Source organism: uncultured Proteiniphilum sp. (assembly GCF_937873925.1).
Taxonomy (GTDB): Bacteria; Bacteroidota; Bacteroidia; order Bacteroidales; family Dysgonomonadaceae; genus Proteiniphilum.
In genome coordinates this window covers 77,335-100,724 of the sequence record NZ_CALNAT010000223.1, presented here as the reverse complement: position 1 = coordinate 100,724, position 23,390 = coordinate 77,335, and the positions used below count along the sequence as shown (strand labels likewise).

Genomic DNA, 23,390 nt, shown 5'->3' with positions numbered 1-23,390 from the left:
CTATCAGTATACACAGTATTAATCGGAAAAGGGTTGAGGAAATATTCATTATCAATAAAATAATTAATTGTTTTTCAGAAAGAACATACAAAGATAAAAAAGATGAATGCTGCTAACGCCGATTGTTCCCGTTCTTCAACAGAAAGTAATCGATCACCGCAGGCGCTTCGGCTTCTCCGATATGGATCAGGCCGGGGCGGGCCACCCTGTCCCATCGCACCAGGAAGGCTCCGTCCAAGGGAGTATCGTTCACGGGGATCCAGGATTTCCCGTCTTCACTGTAAAAGAAGGAAAGGAAACATCCCCTCTCCACATCGATCTTAAAATAAGGGTTTCCTTTATCGAAAACAGTCTGAAAAAGAACCGATCCGGCGCCCTCTCTCACCGATCTCACCTCGATACGGTCGCCCGTGATTCCGATAGCGACCAGATTCTTATCATCCCCGTACATGGTCAACCCTTTGAAGCTCTCATTAACATTACTGATCTTTGTCTTATAGGTATAATGCGTTGTCTGCGGGCGCAGACAAAGGGCTGTTCCGTACTTATTTCCGGCTGCCGGCCTCCCGGTCAATATCAGTTTTCCGTTGTTCAGCGCCGCATCCATATCCGCATAAGGATAATTCCATGTCCAGTCCACTTTCAGCGCTTTACCGGAAAAATCATCCTCGAAATCGGTCACCTCTTTCTGCCCAGTATTCACAAACGTTGCAGGCTGCCTGTTCACGGCCTGCTTCCCGGTTGTAAACCTAACCCAACCGTCATCAGTTGTCTCCAACTCATGCAGAATGGGTTGCCGTCCTAAGAAGAATGCGTCACCCTTCTGGTATCCGTGGCTCAAATAGAATACCCGCCCTTCGGGGGTGACCACCGCCGTGCCGTGTCCGCAGGAAATATAATCCCCCTCACCTCCGGAAAGAATGGGGTTTTCTTCATATTTTTCATAGGGTCCTCTGAAATGTCCGGCGCGGGCAACCCGCACGTCATAATCGCTCGAAGGACCGCAACAGCTCTTCGCGGAATAGAGGATATAATAATAATCCCCCTGTCTGAAATGATACTGTCCTTCCAGGCCGATCCCCTCATCATCCTTTAACAATGAAAACGGTTCTCCCTCCAACCGCAACCCGTCATCCGACAGCCGGCTAGCCAGCAGTTCTATGGGACGCCGGTCGAGGCCGTATGCCTTCCAGGTCAGGTATAGCTGTCCGTCGTCATCAAACACAAATGCATCGATGGCTTCGGTACCCAGTTCCACAATAGGCCCGTGATCCTTGAACAGGAGGGAGGTCCCTTCGGACGAGGCGACCCCGATATAGGAGATATTGTCCGATTTTCTCCGGGCAGTATAGTAACAGTACATTGTATTATTGTGATAAAACAACTCCGGAGCCCAGAACGAATGGGAAGTCCATTCCGGCTTGCCGTCGAAAATATGTCCCGTTTGTTCCCAGTTGATCATATCTGTCGATGTAAATACCGGGTAAAAAGGAGCCCATTCGGACGATGTAGCGGTTGCATAATAGACATTTCCCACCCTGATAATGGAAGGATCGGCCATATCCCCCCGAATAACGGGGTTTTCAAAAAAGGATCTCTCCTGAGAGATTGAATTGAATGCGACGAGGAAGAAAATGACGAAAAGGATTGCTTGCTTCATAGGAACTATTTTTCTGCCGGCATTTAAATATATCCGAGGGATAAGATCATCCTGCCGGGGTCTGAGATTACAACAGGCAAAAATAAGCATTATTTCCACAGCAAAAAATTTCTTACATCCCGGATGAATGGAAAAGAGCCGGAATAATTATTTTTTTTCTTTTCTGCATTTTCGTTTCATTTTATCAATTATTCCGCTATCTTTGCAGCAAATTCACATGCATTGCAATGCAGAAATTGTATTCAACATACGCCTATACTCCCACTACAATAGCCATGACCCCTTAGGGGGTTATGCAAATTTTCACATCCGTAAGCAAACACTGCTTGCCCGGCGAATCGGCCGGACATCACGTCAAATCAACATTTTTAACAACTATACACCGTTTAGTATTACGGTAAAATCAGCCTTCATCGTATGAAAGTGATGAAATTCGGAGGGACATCCGTAGGGGATCCCGAGAGCTTACAACAAGTTAAGGAGATCATAGAAAAAGAAAGAGAGCCTGTCATTATGGTGGTTTCGGCGCTGGCCGGCGTAACAGACCGCCTGCTACTGGCCGCGGATTTCGCATTGAACGGGAATCCCGGTTATAAACCGCTGATCGACGAAATAATCGGCCGGCATGAGAAGCTGATCGAAAAGATGGTGACTTCTCCGATCGATAAGGAGGAGATAAAACAAAAAACACAGCAATTGTTCGAGGAGTTGCGTAATATCCTTCAGGGGGTATTCCTTATCGGTGACCTGTCACAGAAGACCTCCGACAAGATCGTCAGCTACGGCGAGCGCCTTTCTTCGCTGATCATCAGCAAGGTGGTCGACAGGTCACAACTGTATGACGCCACGAAATTCATCAAGACCGATAAACAATTCCATAATCATATTCCCGACCTGGCACGATCGAACGAACTGATACGTAAAACATTCTCCGAAATGCCGCCGCCTCATATAGCCGTCGTCCCCGGATTTATATCGTCGAGCAACGACAATAATGATATCACCAATCTGGGACGGGGAGGGTCGGACTATACGGCCGCGATCATCGCGGCAGCGATGGATGCCTCCCTGCTGGAGATATGGACAGACGTAGACGGATTTATGACGGCCGATCCGAAGATCATCAATTCGGCGTATGTCATTGAGGAGTTGTCATTCACCGAAGCCATTGAACTGACCAATTTCGGGGCGAAGGTGATCTATCCTCCCACCATCTTCCCTGTTTATCACAAGAATATCCCCATATATGTCAAAAACACATTCCGTCCCGAAGCGGAAGGTACGCTTATTCGAAATATCCAGCCCACGCGGAACGGCAAGATTATCAAGGGGATCTCATCGATCAACGACACTGCGTTGATCACCATCCAGGGACTAGGCATGGTAGGTGTGATCGGCGTGAATAAACGTATCTTTTCCGCGCTGGCCGATAACGGCATCAGCGTCTTTATCGTTTCACAGGCCTCATCGGAGAACAGCACCTCCATCGGAGTGCGTTCACAGGATGCATCCCTTTCACAGAAAGTACTCAGGAAAGAGTTTGCCCATGAGATCGGGATGGGAAGCATCAACGATATCATAGTGGAATATGACCTGGCGACCATCGCCATCGTCGGGCAGAACATGAAGCATGTACCCGGCATTGCCGGAAAATTCTTCGGCGCTTTGGGACGCAACGGTATCAGCATTGTGGCGTTGGCCCAGGGAGCAGGTGAGACCAATATCTCCTGCGTAATCGCCAAATCCGATCTCAAAAAATCCCTTAACGTCATCCACGACTCCTTCTTCCTGTCACCTTATCAGGAATTAAACCTCTTTATCGTCGGCACCGGTACGGTGGGCGGCAACCTGCTGGAGCAGATCAGACGGCAGCAAAGCACACTCAAGGAACAGAACAAGCTAAGGATCAATATAGTAGGTATTGCCAACGGACGCAAGGCGCTGTTCACCCGCCAAGGAATCCCGTTGGACGGATATTTCGATAACCTGATGACAAACGGTGTGCAGAGCTCACCCGAACGGATCCGGGATGAGATCCTTAAAATGAACATCTTCAACTCCGTATTTGTCGATTGCACGGCAAGTCCCGACATCGCGAAGCTATACGGCGAACTGATGGCGAAGAATATTTCGGTGGTCACCGCCAATAAGATAGCCGCTTCGTCCGATTACGACAGCTATCGCCACCTGAAAGAAACCGCCCGCAAAGCAGGAGTGAAATTCCTGTTCGAAACGAATGTGGGAGCAGGGCTTCCCATTATCAACACAATGAATTCACTGACCAATTCCGGCGATAAGATCGTAAAGCTGGAAGCGGTACTCTCCGGTACGTTGAATTTTATCTTTAATACGCTCAGTGAAAAGATTCCCTTCAGTAAGGCCATTCAAATGGCAGTGGAGGCTAAGTTCGCCGAACCTGACCCACGGATAGACCTGAGCGGACTGGATGTCACGCGGAAGCTGGTGATTCTCTCCCGCGAAGCGGGGGCCTGCGTAAATCAGTCGGATGTAAAGAAAAATCTCTTCGTACCCCAGAAATATTTTGACGGTTCGCTTGCAGCGTTCTGGCAAACCATCCCCGAGATGGACGCATCATTCGAAGCCCGCCGGCAAGAACTGGCGAAAGAAGGGAAACGGCTCCGGTTCGTAGGGTCGTATGACAACGGCAAGTGTGAAGTAGGTCTGCGGGAAGTGGAACAGGGGCATCCTTTCTACGACCTGGAAGGTAGCAACAATATCATCATGATCACCACTGAGCGTTACAACGAATACCCCATGGTGATCAAAGGATATGGCGCCGGAGCCGGCGTAACGGCGGCAGGCGTATTTTCGGATATCATCTCAATTGCAAATATCAGGTAATGAATATTTTCGATAAGCCAAATAAACAGAAGGTAAGTTTACTTATCTTCTGTCATGGCGAGAAAATATCTATTTTATTGAAAATAAAATGAAGTACATTATCATCCTTGGCGACGGCATGGCCGATGAACCCGTTGCCGCATTGGGAAACAGAACCACCCTACAGGCGGCCGCCACACCCTATATGGATCTGCTGGCACGAAAAGGCAGGAATGGATTGCTACACACTGTTCCCGAAGGATTCGCACCGGGAAGCGAGATCGCCAACCTCTCGGTCATGGGATACGACGTCCCTGCCGTATATGAGGGGCGCGGCGTGCTGGAAGCGGCCAGTATGGGCGTGGATATCCTGCCGGGAGAGATGGCGATGCGCTGCAATCTGGTCTGCCTGGAAGGGGATCTGCTGAAAAACCATTCGGCGGGACATATCTCTACTCCCGAAGCGGCCGAACTGATCCGATTCCTTGACAACAAGCTGGGAAACGATATCTTCAGCTTTCATCCGGGTGTCTCCTACCGACATCTGCTAAAAATGAAAGGTGGGGATAAACAACTCCGGTGCACCCCGCCCCACGATATTCCGGAACAACCCTTCCGTCCACACCTCATCCAACCCGGCAGAGAAGAAGCAAAACCGACCGCGGAAGCCTTGAACAGGCTGATCCTGGCGTCGCAGGAGATACTGGATGATCATCCTGTCAACAAAAAAAGGATAGCGGAAGGAAAAGCCCCGGCTAATAGTATCTGGCCCTGGTCGCCCGGTTTCCGACCCAGAATGAAACCCCTCAATGAGATGTTCCCGGTCAAAAGCGGCGCCGTGATCTCAGCGGTAGACCTGATCAGGGGGATCGGTGTCTATGCCGGACTGGAAGTGATCATGGTAGAGGGGGCCACCGGTCTTTACGACACCAATTATGAAGGGAAAGCGCAGGCTGCCCTCACAGCGCTGAAGGAAAAAGATTTTGTATATCTGCATATAGAAGCCAGCGACGAAGCGGGACATGAAGGAGATGTGCCGTTAAAGGTGAAGACTATCGAGTATCTGGATGCGCGTATTGTAAAGACTATCTATGAAGAGACCGCGCAATGGGACGAACCGGTCACTATCGCTATCCTGCCCGATCACCCCACCCCCTGCGCCATACGGACGCATACACGCGAGGCTATTCCATTCCTTATCTATCACAGGGATATCAAGCCTGACAGCGTACAGGTGTATGATGAATTTGCCGCGAGAGAAGGGAGTTACGGGCTCCTTTATGGCGATCAATTTATGAAAGCAATTTTTGAGAAAGGTGGTTAGGTGGTTTGTTCTTGATTCTACACAATATGCTCTATTATAGTACAAATAAAAAAGCGCCCACTGCTTCCCTGCAGGAAGCGGTTGTAAAAGGGCTGGCCCCGGACAGGGGGCTTTATATGCCCCAAAGGATCGGGCGGCTCCCGGGAAACTTTTTCAGTGAGATCGGGGATCTCGGACTACAGGAGATCGCCAAAACCGTTGCCGAAGCATTTTTTGGGGAGGATATCGGGAAAGAAAAACTGGATACCATTGTCGCCGGCACATTGAATTTTGAGATACCACTCAAAAAAGTGGAAGAGGGGATTTATGTACTGGAACTGTTTCATGGCCCTACCTTTGCCTTTAAGGATGTGGGTGCCCGCTTTATGGCACGGATGCTCTCCCATTTCGTCCAGGAGCGTCAGGAAGAGGTGAATGTGCTTGTGGCCACCTCGGGCGACACCGGCAGCGCTGTCGCCAACGGCTTTCTGGGCATGGAGGGGATCAGGGTGTTCGTATTGTATCCCTCGGGAAAGGTGAGCGATATGCAGGAGGCGCAGTTCACCACCCTGGGACAAAACATCATTGCGCTGGAGGTGGATGGCACGTTCGACGACTGCCAGACGCTGGTGAAGTCGGCATTTATGGATGAGGAGCTGAACACCCGGCTGAAACTCACCTCGGCCAACTCTATCAACGTGGCGCGATTCCTGCCGCAATCATTCTATTACTTCTGGGCTTATGCACAACTGGTACGACAGGTACAGGCCGGAAAGACGGTGATTTCCGTGCCGAGCGGTAATCTGGGGAACCTCACCGCAGGACTTTTCGCCAAACGAATGGGATTGCCGGTGGGCCGATTTATCGCCGCCAACAACCGGAACGATGTTTTCAGGGAATATATCCAAACCGGACAGTATACCCCAAGAGCGTCGGTGCAAACTATTGCCAACGCCATGGATGTGGGAGCTCCCAGTAATTTCGACCGTATTCTCGACCTCTACGGACATGTGCACGAAGCGATCACTAACGACATTTCATCTTACAAGTACAGTGATGAGGAGATCAGCACGGCCATCAAGCATGTCTACCTGCAATCGGGCTACCTGCTCGACCCGCACGGAGCATGCGCCTACCTGGCGCTGAAAGAGGGGAAAAAGACCGACGAAACAGGGATTTTCCTTGCCACCGCACATCCGGCCAAATTCGGGGAAACGGTCGAAGCATGTACCGGAGTCCCCGTGCGGATACCGGATGCCCTGGCCGCTTTTATGCAGCACAAAAAACAATCACTTCCCTTACCTAATGACTTCGATAGGTTTAAAAAGAAGCTAATCGGCCAGTCTTAAGTTTCTTTTTATTATTTTTGCTGCGAATTAATTCAATAATGTGTAGTTTTGCGTTCAAAACCATACGCTAACTGCTGTTTTCGCATGAGGCAACCATTTCGATATATATATCTTTTTTTTGTTCTGGTCTCCTTTTTACAATGCTCCTCTGTCCATAGGACAATGGTGGCGACAGATCATACCGGCCGGACTGCAGCACCGGGATCAATCTCTCCCGATACCATGGAACAAGGCATGGCGCTTCCGGAAAGATCGCTCCCCACAACGACCGGGAAAGAGAATATCGGGGTGGAAACCCTCCTTACCGACACCACAAGGCAGTTGACCGGACCCGATACCACAAAATTGTCGCTTGTAGCCGATACCACAAGACAACGGCCGCCCCTCACTCCTCCTGTCCTTCCGGCAGACAGCCTGTCTCCCGTTGCCCCCTCCGATTCCGTCGGAACCGCGGAACGGCAAGACACCCTCTCTACAAAACAGGTATTGGAAACTTCCGTATTTTATACGGCACAGGACTCCATGGTATTCACTGCCAACAATAGGGGTTACCTCTACGGAGATGCCGACGTCAAGTACGGCAATCTGGCCATCAAAGGAGAGTTCATCACCATGGATCTAGACAGTAGTATTATTTCTTCCACTTTCGGACTTGATTCGGTGGGGAAAGAGTTCGGTTACCCTGTTTTTTCGGAAGGAGGAATGGAGTACGAGATGAAGAAAGTGCGCTACAATTTCGATACCCGCAAAGCATTTATCAACAACGTGATCACGCAGCAGGGAGAGGGGCACATCGTAGCCAATGAGGCGAAGATGAACGCCGACAACTCTTTCTACATGCGGAATGCGAAATATACCACATGCGATCAGCATGATCACCCCCACTTCTACCTGAACCTGTCGAAAGCAAAGGTGCGCCCCGAAAAGGATGTCGTTACCGGCCCCGCATGGCTGGTGGTGGCCGACGTACCCCTCTTTCCCGTTGTACTGCCTTTCGCTTTCTTCCCTTTTACAAAAACATATTCGTCGGGGATCATCATGCCGAGCTACGGCGATGAGATGACCCGGGGTTTCTATCTTCAGAACGGCGGCTACTATTTCGCGCTGAGTGACTATGTCGATCTTGCCGTCACGGGAGAACTCTACACAAAAGGTTCCTGGGGAATCGGCGCACGTTCAAACTACCGTAAACGGTACAAATACTCCGGTAACTTAAATGTATATTACCTCAACACGGTCACAGGAGAAAAAGAACTCAAGGATGTGGTGCCCGAAGCCTATTCCGTGGCGAAAGACCTCCGCATCAACTGGACCCATTCACAGGATCCAAAAAACAACATGTACCGAACCCTTTCGGCGAGTGTAAACTTCTCCACCAGCAGGAACAACCACAGGGACCTCAGCCGCCTCTACTCACGGGAAGCTTCCAACAACACCAAAAGCTCCAGTGTGAACATCACACAGCGTTTCCCCGATTCACCCTGGAGCCTCTCGGCCACCATGAGTATCAACCAGGTGTCGCGCGACTCCACGATTGCCGCCACGCTGCCCAACCTCTCCGCCAACATGAGCCGTATCTATCCCTTCAAAAGAAAAAACGCGGCGGGCAGCGAACAATGGTACGAAAAAATATCGATGAGCTATTCCGGTGAATTCCGCAACTCCATCACCACCAAAGAAGACCGGTTCCTGAAAGCAAACCTTATACACGACTGGACAAACGGCATGCGCCATAACATTCCCGTGAGCGCTACTTTTACCCTGTTCGACTTCATTCAGATATCTCCATCGTTTAATTACACCGAACGCTGGTACACAGGCGCGCATAAACAGGCCTGGGATCCCGTTGCCAAGAGGCATGTAGCCGTGGATACCATACACGGATTGAAGCGTGTGTATGATTACAGTACCTCGCTCAGCGCACAGACAAAAATCTACGGGATGTACACCCCCTGGAAGATATTCGGGGATAAGGTCCAGGCGATCCGGCATGTATTTTCTCCCAGTATCAGCCTGAGTTACCGTCCGGACTTCGGCGACCCGAGATACAATTTTTACGAGACATACACCTACAGGAACGAGTATGGCGAAGATGTGGAATACACCTATTCACCCTACTCATCCATGATGTTCGGAACTGCTCCCACCGGGAAAAGCGGAAGCATCGGCTTCGATTTCAAGAACAATCTTGAAATGAAGGTACGGAGCGATAATGATTCTACGGGAGTACGGAAGATCAGTCTGATCGATGACCTGGGGATCAATTTCAGTTACAACATGATGGCCGACTCCATGAAGTGGAGTGACATCAATTCTAATATCCGCCTGAAACTCTCCAAATCATACACCCTCAGTCTGAATGCCACCTGGGATCCCTACCTCTATGAACTGGATCACAACGGATCTCCCCGCAGGGTAGACAAACTCAGGATACTCAACGGCAAAGGATTCGGTAAACTGAGGAATACCGGCACTTCCTTTTCCTATTCCCTGAATCAGGATACTTTCAAAAAATGGTTCGGCGGCGATGACAAGGATCCCGATGAAAACGAGAATAACCCCAATCCGGAAGGCAACTTGCCGGACGACGGCACAATGGGGGCGAACCCGTATGAAGAAGCCGAAAAAAGAAGCTCGTTCGATCAGTCCGATAACTCCATGGGAGAGTTCGACAGCGACGGCTACCTGAAAAACGCGGTGAACTGGAATATCTCGTTCAACTACTCACTGCGATACGGGTATGGGACTTTCGACAAGGAACGGTTGGAATACCAGGGGAGCCTCACCCATAATTTCGGCCTGAGCGGCTCCATCCAGCCCACCAAGAACTGGAACTTCACTTTTAATACTGATTATAATTTCGATCAGAAGAAATTTACCAATATCAACTGTACGCTTACCCGGGATTTGCATTGCTGGAGCATGTCCGCGAGCTTTATTCCTATCGGTCCCTATAAATCCTATAACTTTACCATACGCGCCAACTCTTCGCTATTGCAGGATTTGAAATGGGAAGAACGAAACTCGCCGTACGACACGGGTGCTAATTGGTACTAAATTAAAGTGGGAAGGTGGAAAGGTAGGAAGGTGACTTTCTCCGGTTGTGACTGCATTATTTTTTCTCTCCCCACAATTTTTTCATCCAATCCATTATTTTCGATTCGGAGGGATTGGGCTGAGGCTTCCAGAAACGACTGTTTTTCAATTCTTTGGGAAGATATTCCTGTTTCACGAAATTATTTTCATAGTCGTGCGCATACTTATACTCCTTTCCGTAATCGAGTTCCTTCATCAGCGAGGTGGGAGCGTTACGCAGATGCAGCGGCACGGGCAGGTTGCCGGTCTGCTCCACTTTCGCGAGGGCACTGTCAATGGCCAGATAGGCCGAATTGCTTTTAGAGGAGGTAGCCAGATAGATAGTCGTTTCTGCCAATACGATGCGCCCTTCCGGCCAACCGATCTTCTGTAACGTTTCGAAACAGGCATTGGCCAGCAACAACGCATTGGGATTCGCCAGACCGATATCCTCGGCGGCTGAGATAACCAGCCTGCGGGCGATGAACTTGGGGTCTTCCCCTCCCGCCACCATCCGGGCCAGCCAGTAGATCGCCGCATCGGGATCACTACCCCTTATGGATTTGATGAAGGCGGAGATAATATCATAATGCAGCTCCCCTCCCTTGTCGTATGCAGCCGGATTCTCCTGCAGCCGCTCGGTCACCATTTTGTCGGTGACCACGATCTCCTCATCGCTGTCGGAAGCCACCGTCAGATCCAGGATATTGAGCAGTTTGCGGGCATCCCCGCCCGAGAAACGGAACAGCGCGTCCGTCTCTTTGATGTCTATTTTCTTTTCCTTCAGGATAAGATCTTCCGTGAGCGCACGGTGCAACAGTTGCTCCAGTTCCCGCTTTTCCAGGGGTTTCAGCACATATACCTGGCAGCGGGATAGCAACGGGCGGATCACCTCGAACGAAGGATTTTCAGTCGTGGCGCCGATCAGTGTGACAATGCCTGTCTCCACAGCATTCAGCAGAGAGTCCTGTTGTGACTTACTGAACCGGTGAATTTCGTCGATAAAAAGAATGGGGGCCGAGGTTTCGAAAAAACGGTTGTTTTTTGCCTTTTCAATCACTTCACGCACATCCTTCACGCCGGAATTGATAGCGCTCAGCCGGTAGAAAGGAGCCTTCAGCGTGTTGGCAATGATATTCGCAAGGGTGGTCTTACCTACACCGGGAGGCCCCCAGAAGATGATGGAAGGTATTCTTCCCGAGTCGATCATCCGACGCAATACCGCCCCCTTACCGATCAGGTGCGATTGTCCGATCAGTTCATCAAGGTGTTGCGGCCGGAGCCGTTCGGCAAGAGGTGTACTCATAGAAATTCTGTTTAGAAGTTTTACAAAGTTAGTATTTCTTACAGGAAATGCTAACTTTGCATCTTAAAATCAATCAGTCATCCAATGCAATTTACTCCATTATTGTCCCTTTTCGGGAATCTGGAACAACTCGACACGATCCGGCTGAACTTTAACCAGGAGAGTGTCAACCTGATGAATATCGCCATCGCCTTTATTATGTTCGGCGTAGCACTCAGCATTAAACCGCAGCATTTTAAAATACTGGTATTCAATCCTAAACCGGTATTATTGGGCGTCATTGCGCAATACATGGCCCTTCCGGCACTTACCTACCTGTTGGTGATCATCCTGCGCCCCAGTACCTCCGTCGCATTGGGAATGATATTGGTGTCGGCCTGTCCCGGCGGCAATGTATCCAATCTGATCTCCTCCATATCGAAGTCGAACATCACGCTGTCGGTCAGTCTTACCGCCATCACCACGGTGATGAGCCTCTTTATGACACCGTTCAACTTCGCCTTCTGGGGCGGGCTCTACGCAAAACATTCACCCCTGTTGGTACCCATCTCGATCGATCCGGCAGAGATGTTCCGGACTGTCTTCCTGATTCTCGGTATACCCGTGCTTTTAGGGATGTTCGTGGGAATGAAATTCCCGAAATTTACAAGAAAGGTGGATAAACCGGTACAGGCCGCTTCCATCATCTTTTTTGTTGGTTTTATCGTGGCTGCGCTGGCGGGAAACTTCAACCTGTTTCTCCGGTATATCCATCTGATATTCTTTCTTGTGCTCATTCACAATGGGTTGGCTTTCCTAAGCGGATATTTATTACCGAAATCGTTGAAAGTAAGTGAAGTCAATTGCAGAACCATCTCCATAGAGACCGGTATCCAGAACTCAGGACTGGGACTTGCGTTGATCTTCAACCCACGGATATTTCCGCCCGAACTGCATTTGGGAGGGATGGCATTTATCGCTGCATGGTGGGGCATATGGCATATCGTTGCCGGACTCCTGCTGGCTTTTTACTGGAGAAGACGCTCATTAGAACCAGCCGTATTACCCCGATAACATCGTTCAAACCAACTATTTCGTTAAGCGATACGAACAGAAGACAAGCTTGCTTGGATTATGTCGTTGCAAGAAATAGTCCAATTTTAATGAAACACCCAATATATGATATACCGTTACGATTTTCGCTATACTTTGACCAAGATTCCTGTGAATACCGCTCTAAGATTGAATTTCAGGAAGCTTGTATTTGTCGGGAAAAAGGAAAATGTATCGAAGAATAGACCCGTTATCTTCGCTCCCAACCACCGGAATGCATTAATAGATGCACTGATGCTGGTTTTCTCCAGTTATCACCGGAAGCAGATTGTCTTTCTGGCCCGTGCCGATATATTCAAACAGAAGTTTATGGCATGGCTGCTGAGAGGAATGCGTATTATGCCGGTCTTCCGCATCCGCGACGGCAAAGACAATCTGGACAGGAACAACGAAATATTCGACAATGCCGCCCATATCCTCAGGAAGAATAACCCGATCGCGCTCTTCCCCGAAGCCAGGCACAACCCGAAACAGTCATTGCTACCCATACAAAAAGCTGTCGCGCGCATCGTGTTGCCCACCGAAGCATCCGTCGACTTTCAACTCCGGAGCCAGATCGTGCCCGTATCTATCTACTACAGGGATATCTTCGGTTTCTTATCGGATGCCTATGTCACTTTCGGCACCCCTATTGAGGTTTCCGATTACAAAGATATCTATCATGAGAATCCCGTTCTGGCGATCAATCAGTTGAGGCAGGAACTGGAAAACCGGCTCAAGTCGATGGTGGTAGATATATGGAATGATGAGTTTTATGAAGAATATTGCCATGCGATCGACTGGAACGGCGACCGCATCGCCCAGGAAAAATTCTCCGAAAGGAAAGACGATTTTCTGCAGGCAGCGCTTTATATCGTGAAAATACTGGATGAACTATACCACAGCAGTCGCGGGGTGTTCGACCAAAAAACGGCCGGTTTCCGTGAAGCCCGCCGCCTATTGAAAGAACACGGCCTCACTTCAAAAGACCGCCTGTGGATGCCCTTCTCCGCAGGAAACCTCTTCGCCCGTTTCACGGCCCTTATCCTTACGGCTCCGGTGGCGCTCTTCGGATTCCTGAACGGCATCTTTCCTATCCTGATTAATAAAAAACTGTCGGGGCTGTTCAAGGACAAACAGTTTATCCCTTCGGCAAGATATGCGTCGGGACTCTTTTTTATCCCTGTATTCGACCTGATACAGTCGCTTATCGTCGGCGCCGTTACAAAGAACTGGCTGCTGGCGCTCGGTTATTTTATGCTGATGCCGCTCACCTTCTATTTTACCCTTTACTGGCGCCAGTGGTGGAAAACCACCCAGCGGGACCGCAAAGTACACCGGTTCACAAAACAACACCCTGGAACGTGGAAGCGGGTGCTGGAACTTATACGGTTGTAGTGAAAAGTCAGTTCTATTGCACGAAGTGCATATCTTTTATCGTGCGAAGCACACTATCTTCTTTTCATATTGGCATATTATTCACATTGTCACATTGAATTCAATAATCATTCAGCTTCTGCACGATCAATTCTACGGCTGCCATCAACCCGTCGGCGTTCTTCCCTCCCGCGGTAGCAAAATGAGGTTGGCCGCCGCCGCCACCTTCGATCAGTCTTGCCGCTTCGCGTACCATATTCCCGGCATGGAACCCTCCGGCAACCAGATCGTCGCTCAACATGACAGTCAAACTGGGTTTTCCGTTGGCAGCAGTACCGGCCACAAACATCATCTTATCAGGAAACTGGCCTTTGAGTTGATAGGCGATATCTTTCACCACATCAGCCGTACCGATCGGCAGGATCACCTTGAAAAGGGTCACACCATTGATCTCCTGTTTCTTATCGATAATCCGCTGTTTCAACTGTCCGGCCTTCTCTTTCATATACTCCCGTATATCTTTTGCCATCTCTTCGTTGTCGGTGAGCATCCGCCGGATCCCCTGCATCACGTCAGGCACGTTGTTAAGCAGGTTCTTTATTTCGAGTAATGTATCTTCTTTGGCATAGAGATAATCTTCACATCCCTTGGCAGTGACTGCTTCTATACGTCGCACACCCGCGGAGATGGCGCTCTCGCTGATGATGCGGAACGTACCGATACGCCCGGTAGAGGAAATATGGGTGCCTCCGCACAGCTCTATGGAAGACCCGAAGCGGACGGTACGTACGTCGTCGCCGTATTTTTCACCGAACAGCGCCATCGCTCCCTGGGCCTTTGCCTCTTCGACAGGTATATGGCGATGTTCTTCGATAGGAAAATTACTACGTATCTTCGCCGTCACCTGCCTCTCCACTTCACGGATCTCTGCGGGTGTCATCTTCCCGAAATGGGAAAAGTCGAACCGCAACAGTTCGGGAGACACATACGATCCCTTTTGCTCTACATGCGTACCCAGTACTGTGCGGAGCGCTTCATGCATCAGATGGGTGGCCGAGTGGTTACACTCGGTGGCTGTCCGTTTCCCGGTATCGATCCGCGCTGTGAATAATCCCTCCGGGTTATTCGGTAATTTATTGGTGAGGTGCACGGCAAGATTATTTTCCCGTTTGGTGTCGAAGATATCAATCGTCTCGCCTCCTTCATCCGTCAGCCATCCGCTATCGCCTACCTGTCCTCCCATTTCGGCATAGAACGGCGAGCGGGAAAGGACCAGCTGGTAAAATTTCCTGTTTTTTTGCTTCACCTCGCGGTAACGGAGGATCCGTGCAGTGCTTTCTGTTTCGTCGTACCCCACGAACTCGGGTTCTCCGTCGTGTAGCTTCGTCCAGTCGCCCGTTTCCACGGCAGCAGCATTGCGTGCACGCTCTTTCTGTTTCTGCATTTCGGCATTAAAACCGTCCACATCCACCGTCATGCCATGTTCACGCAGTATCAGTTCTGTTAAGTCCAGGGGAAAACCAAAGGTATCATAAAGTTGGAAAGCCACTTCACCGCCCAGTATCCCCCCCTCCTGTTCGGGCAGATTCTTCTCCAGCAGCCGGATGCCGGTCTCCAGCGTTCGCAGGAACGCCTCTTCCTCCTCTTTCATCACCTTCTCGATGAGCGTCTGCTGCACTTCCAGTTCGGGATAAGCCTCTCCCATCACTTCAATGAGCGTGGGGATCAGTTTATACATAAACGATTCGTGCATCCCCAGGAAAGTGTAGCCGTAGCGCACCGCGCGCCGTAGGATACGCCGGATCACATAACCTGCTTTGGCATTCGACGGGAGCTGCCCGTCGGTAATGGAGAAGGCGATGGTACGCAGATGGTCGGCAATGACGCGCATAGCCACATCTTTTGCAGGGTCTTCCCCGTATAGTGCATTACCGATCTCCCCTATTTTACGGATTACAGGTTGGAAAAGGTCGGTATCGTAGTTCGACAGCCTTCCCTGAACAGCCATACAGAGCCGTTCGAAACCCATTCCGGTGTCAATCACTTTTGCCGGAAGCGGCTCCAGTGATCCGTCCGCCTTGCGGTTATACTGCATAAATACCAGGTTCCAGATCTCGATCACCTGTGGGTGGCTCTGATTCACGAGCAAGAGTCCATCCGTTTTGGTTCGTTCTTCTTCGGGACGTATATCGATATGGATCTCTGAACACGGGCCGCAGGGACCCGTATCTCCCATCTCCCAGAAGTTGTCGTGTTTGTTCCCGTTAATGATCCGCTCTGTGGGCAGGTATTCTTCCCAATAAGCAGCCGCCTCGTCGTCCCGTTCCAGATTTTCTTCGGAAGCCCCTTCAAACACCGTGACATACAACCGTTCTTTGTCCAGTCTGAGTACTTCCGTCAGATATTCCCACGCCCATGCGATGGCCTCTTTCTTAAAGTAGTCGCCGAACGACCAGTTGCCCAGCATCTCGAACATGGTGTGATGATAGGTATCGTGTCCCACTTCCTCCAGGTCGTTATGCTTGCCACTCACGCGCAGGCACTTCTGCGAATCGGCCACACGGGGATATTTCACCGGCGCATTTCCCAGGATAACATCCTTGAACTGGTTCATACCGGCATTGGTAAACATCAGTGTGGGATCGTCCTTTATCACCATAGGTGCCGAGGGTACGATCCGGTGCTCCTTGGTCTGAAAAAAGTCTTTAAACGACTGGCGAATCTCTTTGGAAGTCATCATATAAGTTATTCTTTGCTTCTTGCGATTTATTCTAAAACAAGATGCAAAATTACATGAAAAACTTCGTATCCCCAAGTAGGTGAATAAAACCGGTTCCAAATTCAGGGTATTACAAAAGTGTCATCCTTCGGATTCACCTCAGGATGACACTTTAGAGATATTCATTATATTTGGAGAAACACCTGTAGCTTACCAGAATATAGCCTGATCTTCATCCGGAACCAAAGTGCTTACGTTACGTTGCATAAGCATGGTGCCTTGACATCTATAGGGGAATACCATGTTTTCACTGGAAACATTGTCTTTATACTTATACTCCATAGTCAGCGTAAAGAAGCGCTTAATGATATGGGGGCGGTCGATATCGAATTCTTCCTTGATTTCGTAAGTAGGCTCTCCTACAACTTCGAATTCCAACGCCGGATTTTCAGCACTTAATACCAATTTACCCCTTTTTATGTAAAGCCCCGTACTTTCTCCTGTTTTTGGATCTTCTATTTCCGTAACTTCGTCAGGATCCTGAAATTTACATTTAACTTTAAAATCACCTCTGTTTTCAGCCAATTCTTCGGTAATACCGGCATAAAAGAAAATCGTATTTTCATCAACAACTTTAGCCTCACGGGTACTGGCTGTCATATACTTGGTAGTATTGTCTCCAAAATACACATACATACTGCCCGCATTATAAGAACCTGAATAGTCGTTAAACGGCATTATCCAGAGTAACGCTTTCTGCCTGCCTTTATAAGTGTTCAGAGAATAGGAAGGATCCGGCAAGATGGTCAAGGGTAAAACCCATTTTTCCACAAGATCCAATCCGGAGAATTTAAAGTTAATATCAAAGTGAGCTACGTCGCTGCCGGCCGGAATATGACAGGTCTGCGATGGTAATTCATAAAAATTCTCCGGCAATTGTTTGTAATATAAATCGCTCCGGCCTGTATATTTGTCGTGATTCAAAAAATTTAAAGTGTCGTTATCCACATCAATGCGCACGTTATAATCCCGGTCATTTGTTCGTGATCCACTTACAATAACCGGAAGTTTATAAGTGACTACCTGATCATCGGGTTTATATCTTAAATAAATAACGGACACATCATCCCTGTTGATCGGTGCTTTCAATGATACCATTCTGGTATATAATTCGCCTTCCCACTCGTCATTACAACCGGCAAAGATGAAAAGTGCACCAAGCAGTACGGTCAAATATAAATATTTCATACGATTATTTTATTTTTTTGTTAAAGTGTATGGAACTCGCAATAATCATGTTTTTGTGTGTGAAAAATTATCATGCTCGTTTCATACGATTATTTTATTTTTTTATTGCTCAATCGGGATTAATCAAAGGAAGGCCATCCGGGCGCCTGAGTCAGGCGGGCATTTCTTTTCAATTCATCGTAAGCGATCGGCCAAAAATATTTTTTCATAGACCATGAGGTTTGTACGCTTGGCACTACTACCTGTTCATAGAAGAATTCGCGATATTCTTTCGGAACGGTTGTGTTGCAACCATAGATCATCTGGCTTTCTTCCTCCGGTGCATCTTTCCAACGACGAAGATCATAATAGCGTTGGTTTTCACCTAAAAATTCAATCTGGCGCTCACGTTTGATCTCTTTTCTTAATTCATCAGGATCATTATACGGGTCACCCATACCGATTTCATCGAAATTCGGTATCCCCGCACGCACGCGTACCGGGAGTACGGCAGCTTTCATAGCAGCTATATCCCGTGAAACAGTATAAGTTTCACTCCCATCCCATGATGCAATCTGATAGGTCGTTGTCAGTTCGTTCAATGCTTCGGCATATATCAACAGGATATCGGCATAACGGATTGCCGGATCAACTTTAGGATATACCGTCCCGCCGTTATAACTCTCCTTCGGATTTACGTATTTCATCATCCCTATACCGGTTGGTATCCAGCGGTCGTCTGTACTGACTATTTTCCGCCCGTCATCTTCTCCATAATAGTAAAATGTCTGAAAATCACGGTTATTTGGATCCGTCGCACTCGTATTGGCCCAATGGGCTCCATTAAAAGCCACCGAAGCGTAAAAACGCGGTTCCCGGTTTGCATATTCCAGCCATACATCTTTTCTCAAATAGGGATATTGACCATCTTGCTGTGTAAATCCTTTCAGGCTGGTGGCCCGGTCAAACGGTTTACCGTCATTCATGCCATAAGCGTCGCATTGTTTACCGGTGATACCGTGACAATTCCATCCGCCTCCCTTACTCACCGGCATTTGGTGGCGCGACATGGATTGTATCCCATATTCGTCATTCAATTGGTTATCACCGCGTGAAAAGATCAATTCGGGATTCTCGGAAACGTAAAGGTCTCCGTTAAACAAAGCACGGTATGAATCCAGCGGATCAATATCCTTCCATCCGCCTTCCTTCCAGGTCCTCTCCGAATATACCGGATGATACGGAGGTTCTATTGTTCTGGGATAGGCTCCCCAAAGTCCCCCATTGTTCCGTTTGGGAGCAACATAAATTTCATATTTGTCTAATCTTATCACATCTAAGGCTGCCGCTGCCGCTTTGGCCCATTTTTCCTCATCATATTCCTGGGCAATAAGTTGCTTTCCCTGATCATCCACAAAAGAGACCATCTCCGGGTTTCCGTTCATTAAAGGGCTTGCTCCATACAGGTATGCCTTGGCACGAACTGCCAACGCGGCACCTTTTGTCGGTCGCGATGCACTGAGACTGCTTCTGTCACTTCCCAAAAGTCCGGCTGCCTGTAGCATCTGTTCAGAGATATACTCTACGCATTCGTCGTATGTATTTCTGGGATAGGCCAGATCCGAATATGTCGCTTCATAATCAAGCCCTTCATCAGGCAGGATTGGTACGGGGCCATATTTCCTCAACAACAGCCAATAGAGGTAGCCGCGAATAAAATAGGCTTGTCCCTTGAGATCCCTGTACATCTCTTCGGTAATTTCGTCACCCGGATGGACATGTTGCAGAAAAATGGAAGCCTGGCGGATACCTTCGTAGGACTGATCCCAGGGACGGGCGATAAGCGCATTGACATTCCCTCCGTACTGCGGACCGTATTGACCGAATTTATAGTTCGAGAAAGAAATGCCGGCGCCCCCTTCCGTAAAAATCATATCATCCGAGTAATTGGTAAGGGTAAACCGGACATGCCCTATTTCAAGATTAAAGGAAAGTAGCTGATAGTAGGCGTTGGCCAGCCACTGTTCGGTATAATCCCTGCTGTTGAATATACGCTCCAGGTCCTGCCTGTCGTTGAAATAGCGTTCTACATCCAGGTAATCGGAACAGGATTGGAAAAATGTTCCCAGACAGATTATAGCACTCAATAGAATATATTTTTTTCTCATACGATTATTTTTTTCATTAAAATATGGGGAATGGAACAATTTAAATATTAACGGTTAATCCGAATGTCACGGTTTTTCCCAACGGATATTTCATTCCATTGGAGCTTCCCATTTCGGGATCCCATAAGTTGAATTTTGAGAATGTCAATAAATTTTGACCGATAACATGTACCCGCACTTTACCCAGGTGTAGCTTGGTGGTAAGTACCTTGGGTAATGTATAGCCCATTTCCAGTGTCTTCAATCGCAGATAAGAACCATCCCGCAGCCAATAAGTGGATGCACGGTAATTGTTGGCGTTACCACCATAGCTCAATCGTGGATATTCGGCATTCGGATCTTCGTTGACACCCAAAATCCAACGGTTGGAATTGGCCATCTCTTCGAGTATATTCCCCCATTCTCCATTAACGAACGGATAAACGGTAAATCCATCGATGAAGAAATGAGATTTTCCGGCACCCTGGAAATGCAAGTTAAAGTCAAAATCTTTCCACTGTGCGGATAGACCCAGACCATAAATCAGATTCGGCCGTGTGGTAGCGCCAATCGGTACAACATCATCGTTGTTAATAATACCGTCTCCGTTTATATCCTTGTATTTGATGTCACCGGGCATCACGTCCCTGGCATCGGCGAAATCCTGACGGGGGCTATTCCGGATATCGTCATAATCTTTGAAAAGGCCTAAAGCGACCAACCCTTTTGCCTGATCAACACGATATCCGGTACGACGAAGGTATGGATAACGGTTTACCATTTCATCGGCTTCGGTAATTTCGTTTTTGCTATACGTAAAATTCCCTCGTACCTGCAATCCAACCTCTCCTATCCTTTGATCAAATTTAAAGTTACCGTCGAACCCTTTTGTCTTGACACTTCCCACATTTGCTGAAGGATTCTGCCCCTGTATACCGACCATATCCGGTAAATAGGATCTGGTCATATAGATCCCCTCCCGTTTTTCATCGAAATAGTCCACTGTCAGACCGAACTTATCACCCCAAAGGTATAAGTCCATCCCCAAATCATGCTTTTTAGCAATTTCCCAGGTTACATTATTGGAAGATACACGTGTATAGGTCAAACCCGGATATCCGAATACGCTGTTCAAGTCACCCCAGTTGTAATATATCTCCTGATCTCCTGCAGGCGTATTCCGGCTGTAATTTCCAAAATCGGCCAGATAAGGAAAACGTGAAGAAGAGTTGTCGGTACCAACCTCTCCGTAAGAATAGCGGATCTTGAACATGCCTAACCACTCGATATTGTCTTTCACAAAACTTTCCTCCGCTATGTTCCATGCGGCTGAATAAGCGGGGAAGAATCCGAATTGGTGCCCTTTGGCAAAGTTTTCCGAACCGTTGTACCCAAAATTGTAGTTAAGCAAATAGCGATTCATATACCCATAAGAGAAATTCCCTGCCAATCCCTGGTGACGCCGGGCGATCCCTTGCATGATATCCCCACCGATGCTGGAGGTATTTACATAATTATCTTGTGTATATTTGAGGACACTGCCAATGCTGTGATCCCCGAAAGTTCTCCCATAAGACAATTCGGCTTCGACGAACTCCTTTCTGTCGCCTGACGCTGAAGAACCCTGGGACATTAAACGTTCCGGAACCAAGCGGTTAAATACAATCCTCCCGTCTGAATCACGCTGACGTTCAGCTCTCCACATCTCGGGGTTTTTCCGGCGTTGTATATAATTGTAATTATACGTATCGTATCCGAAACGCCCTGTAAATTTCAATCCTTCAGTGATGAAATCAAGCTTTTGCTCTAATGTGATATTCGAATTGATGGTGTTTTGCCATATCTCGGAATATCCTGTTTGCGTAGCGGCTGTCCACGGATTATAGGTAGCTTCCCACGATGATGTTATCGTACCTTCTGTCACCATGACAGGTACATATCCGTTCGAATACATCACCGGCATCGTAATTGGATTATAGCCAAATATCGAATACCAGATATCGTCAGTGCTGACCGCGCCGGAACGATTCGTTTTTTCCAGCGCTCCGCCGATACCTACCTGGATAAGGGTTGAGGTGGTTATGTTCATGTCCATGTTCAGACGATAGTTATAACGCTGATAATTGGCATTGGTATCATATTCTTTCATCGTCTTGTCCACATGATACATTCCTCCTTCATCAAGGAAGCTTCCGGATAGATAATACCGGGCTTTCGATCCTCCCCCTTTCACACTCACGGAAGAGCGGTAGGTAGGTGCACCGTCCTTTAATAAAAGATCCATCCAGTCCACATTCGGATAAATATCAGGATCCAACTGTTCCTCGATCATCATCAACTCCTGATCGGAATAAACAGGCCTTTGATTGCGGGTAGTACGCGCCTCGTTCGCCATGGAAGCATACTTTAAACCATCTACGAATTTAGGTGTCCGGGTACGGGTGGTCCAGGTATATTCCGATTTGGCATTCACTTCCACCTTTCCTTCATTCCCTCTTTTTGTGTTGATCAGTATAACCCCATTCGCACCGCGCGAGCCGTAGATTGCCGTGGCAGAGGCATCCTTCAGTACCGAGAAAGATTCGATATCTTCGATATTGAGCTCATCCATACTCCGTTCAAATCCGTCAACCAGGATCAAAGCACTGGAACTACCCCCGAAAGTGGAGATCCCGCGTATCCAGAATTCGGAAGTATTGTCTCCCGGCTGCCCTGAACGCTGCATGGCCAAAACCCCGGCAACATTCCCGGCTAAAGCATTGGTAATGCTGGAAACCGGTGTCCTCAAAGTCCCCACATCAACGGTGGTGATTGCTCCTGTTACGGTCACCTTCTTCTGGGGCCCCATACCCGTAATTGTCACTTCGTCAAGCGCGGTAGCTTTTGATTCTTGCATCGTGATATCAAGTATCATATCTTCGTCTTTTACCAAATGCTCCTGGCTTTCATAACCAAGGTAAGAGAATACGAGATACTGAAAGGATTCAAGCTTTATTTTGTATTTTCCGTCGATGTCAGAAGCCACTCCCAACCCTGGCTTATCCTTTACGATAACGGTCGCGCCAATCATCGGAAAACCTTCTGAATCAATAATGGTACCGGAGACTTCGACAGTCTTTTTTTGAGCAGATACGCCCATTACATATATAATTAAGCATAAAACGGATAGAATATATTTCTTCATTTTTTCGTGTTTTTATTCCTTCTGGTTTTTCATTTACATTCGACTATTTCCTTTTTCGCACGATAACAGATTCAAGTAAACTTAATTGTTTTCTGCGCTTGACATAGTAAAAACAAGTTTTTTCTCTGTGC

General features: G+C 48.3%; 12 protein-coding genes. 6 read left to right on the top strand and 6 right to left on the bottom strand.

Features of this window, described 5'->3' with window-relative positions:
- Nucleotides 1–112 precede the first annotated feature (112 nt).
- The gene (locus Q0502_RS15215; protein ID WP_298652515.1) at nt 113–1,660 is read right to left on the bottom strand and encodes a family 43 glycosylhydrolase; all 1,548 of its coding nucleotides are present in this window, start codon (nt 1,658–1,660) and stop codon (nt 113–115) included.
- A 417-nt stretch (nt 1,661–2,077) separates the two neighbouring features.
- On the opposite strand from Q0502_RS15215, the gene thrA reads away from it, so the two are divergent.
- The 4 genes from thrA to Q0502_RS15195 all read left to right on the top strand — a co-directional run bounded on the left by thrA (nt 2,078) and on the right by Q0502_RS15195 (nt 10,210).
- The gene (gene thrA, locus Q0502_RS15210; protein WP_298652513.1) at nt 2,078–4,522 is read left to right on the top strand and encodes a bifunctional aspartate kinase/homoserine dehydrogenase I; all 2,445 of its coding nucleotides are present in this window, start codon (nt 2,078–2,080) and stop codon (nt 4,520–4,522) included.
- Nucleotides 4,523–4,610: 88 nt separating this feature from the next.
- Entirely contained in the window at nt 4,611–5,825 is a 1,215-nt protein-coding gene (locus Q0502_RS15205; RefSeq protein WP_298652510.1) for a cofactor-independent phosphoglycerate mutase, read from the top strand.
- A 26-nt stretch (nt 5,826–5,851) separates the two neighbouring features.
- Complete coding sequence (gene thrC / locus Q0502_RS15200; RefSeq protein ID WP_298652507.1) at nt 5,852–7,153, top strand: threonine synthase; 1,302 nt, start codon at nt 5,852–5,854, stop codon at nt 7,151–7,153.
- Nucleotides 7,154–7,315: 162 nt separating this feature from the next.
- On the top strand, nt 7,316–10,210 hold the full coding sequence (locus tag Q0502_RS15195) for a putative LPS assembly protein LptD (RefSeq protein ID WP_298652505.1): 2,895 nt from the start codon (nt 7,316–7,318) through the stop codon (nt 10,208–10,210).
- A 55-nt stretch (nt 10,211–10,265) separates the two neighbouring features.
- On the opposite strand, the gene Q0502_RS15190 is transcribed toward Q0502_RS15195, so the two are convergent.
- Nucleotides 10,266–11,534, bottom strand: a complete 1,269-nt coding sequence (locus tag Q0502_RS15190) for a replication-associated recombination protein A (protein ID WP_298652502.1) — start codon at nt 11,532–11,534, stop codon at nt 10,266–10,268.
- Nucleotides 11,535–11,618: 84 nt separating this feature from the next.
- Between Q0502_RS15190 and Q0502_RS15185 the strand changes: the two genes are divergently transcribed.
- Both Q0502_RS15185 and Q0502_RS15180 read left to right on the top strand, forming a co-directional pair.
- Nucleotides 11,619–12,587 carry a bile acid:sodium symporter family protein gene (locus Q0502_RS15185; protein ID WP_298652500.1) on the top strand — a complete coding sequence of 323 codons (969 nt, stop codon included), beginning with the start codon at nt 11,619–11,621 and terminating at the stop codon, nt 12,585–12,587.
- Between the two features lie 105 nt (nt 12,588–12,692).
- Nucleotides 12,693–14,003 (top strand): 1-acyl-sn-glycerol-3-phosphate acyltransferase, encoded by a 1,311-nt coding sequence (locus tag Q0502_RS15180; protein ID WP_298652497.1) that lies wholly within the window; start codon nt 12,693–12,695, stop codon nt 14,001–14,003.
- A 100-nt stretch (nt 14,004–14,103) separates the two neighbouring features.
- On the opposite strand, the gene alaS is transcribed toward Q0502_RS15180, so the two are convergent.
- The 4 genes from alaS to Q0502_RS15160 all read right to left on the bottom strand — a co-directional run bounded on the left by alaS (nt 14,104) and on the right by Q0502_RS15160 (nt 23,259).
- Complete coding sequence (gene alaS / locus Q0502_RS15175) at nt 14,104–16,722, bottom strand: alanine--tRNA ligase (RefSeq protein WP_298652494.1); 2,619 nt, start codon at nt 16,720–16,722, stop codon at nt 14,104–14,106.
- Nucleotides 16,723–16,911: 189 nt separating this feature from the next.
- On the bottom strand, nt 16,912–17,949 hold the full coding sequence (locus tag Q0502_RS15170) for a DUF4973 domain-containing protein (protein WP_298652491.1): 1,038 nt from the start codon (nt 17,947–17,949) through the stop codon (nt 16,912–16,914).
- Between the two features lie 119 nt (nt 17,950–18,068).
- Nucleotides 18,069–20,096, bottom strand: coding sequence for a RagB/SusD family nutrient uptake outer membrane protein (locus tag Q0502_RS15165; RefSeq protein ID WP_298652488.1), 2,028 nt, complete (start codon nt 20,094–20,096; stop codon nt 18,069–18,071).
- 40 nt (nt 20,097–20,136) lie between these two features.
- Nucleotides 20,137–23,259: a TonB-dependent receptor gene (locus Q0502_RS15160; RefSeq protein ID WP_298652487.1), complete on the bottom strand. Its 3,123-nt coding sequence runs from the start codon at nt 23,257–23,259 to the stop codon at nt 20,137–20,139.
- Nucleotides 23,260–23,390: the final 131 nt, after the last annotated feature.

Bases quoted from the DNA above. Each gene is read 5' to 3' on its own strand.
- Q0502_RS15215 (WP_298652515.1), bottom strand. From the start codon at position 1,660: ATGAAGCAAGCAATCCTTTTCGTCATTTTCTTCCTCGTCGCATTCAAT.
- thrA (WP_298652513.1), top strand. From the start codon at position 2,078: ATGAAAGTGATGAAATTCGGAGGGACATCCGTAGGGGATCCCGAGAGC.
- Q0502_RS15205 (WP_298652510.1), top strand. From the start codon at position 4,611: ATGAAGTACATTATCATCCTTGGCGACGGCATGGCCGATGAACCCGTT.
- thrC (WP_298652507.1), top strand. From the start codon at position 5,852: ATGCTCTATTATAGTACAAATAAAAAAGCGCCCACTGCTTCCCTGCAG.
- Q0502_RS15195 (WP_298652505.1), top strand. From the start codon at position 7,316: ATGGTGGCGACAGATCATACCGGCCGGACTGCAGCACCGGGATCAATC.
- Q0502_RS15190 (WP_298652502.1), bottom strand. From the start codon at position 11,534: ATGAGTACACCTCTTGCCGAACGGCTCCGGCCGCAACACCTTGATGAA.
- Q0502_RS15185 (WP_298652500.1), top strand. From the start codon at position 11,619: ATGCAATTTACTCCATTATTGTCCCTTTTCGGGAATCTGGAACAACTC.
- Q0502_RS15180 (WP_298652497.1), top strand. From the start codon at position 12,693: ATGATATACCGTTACGATTTTCGCTATACTTTGACCAAGATTCCTGTG.
- alaS (WP_298652494.1), bottom strand. From the start codon at position 16,722: ATGATGACTTCCAAAGAGATTCGCCAGTCGTTTAAAGACTTTTTTCAG.
- Q0502_RS15170 (WP_298652491.1), bottom strand. From the start codon at position 17,949: ATGAAATATTTATATTTGACCGTACTGCTTGGTGCACTTTTCATCTTT.
- Q0502_RS15165 (WP_298652488.1), bottom strand. From the start codon at position 20,096: ATGAGAAAAAAATATATTCTATTGAGTGCTATAATCTGTCTGGGAACA.
- Q0502_RS15160 (WP_298652487.1), bottom strand. From the start codon at position 23,259: ATGAAGAAATATATTCTATCCGTTTTATGCTTAATTATATATGTAATG.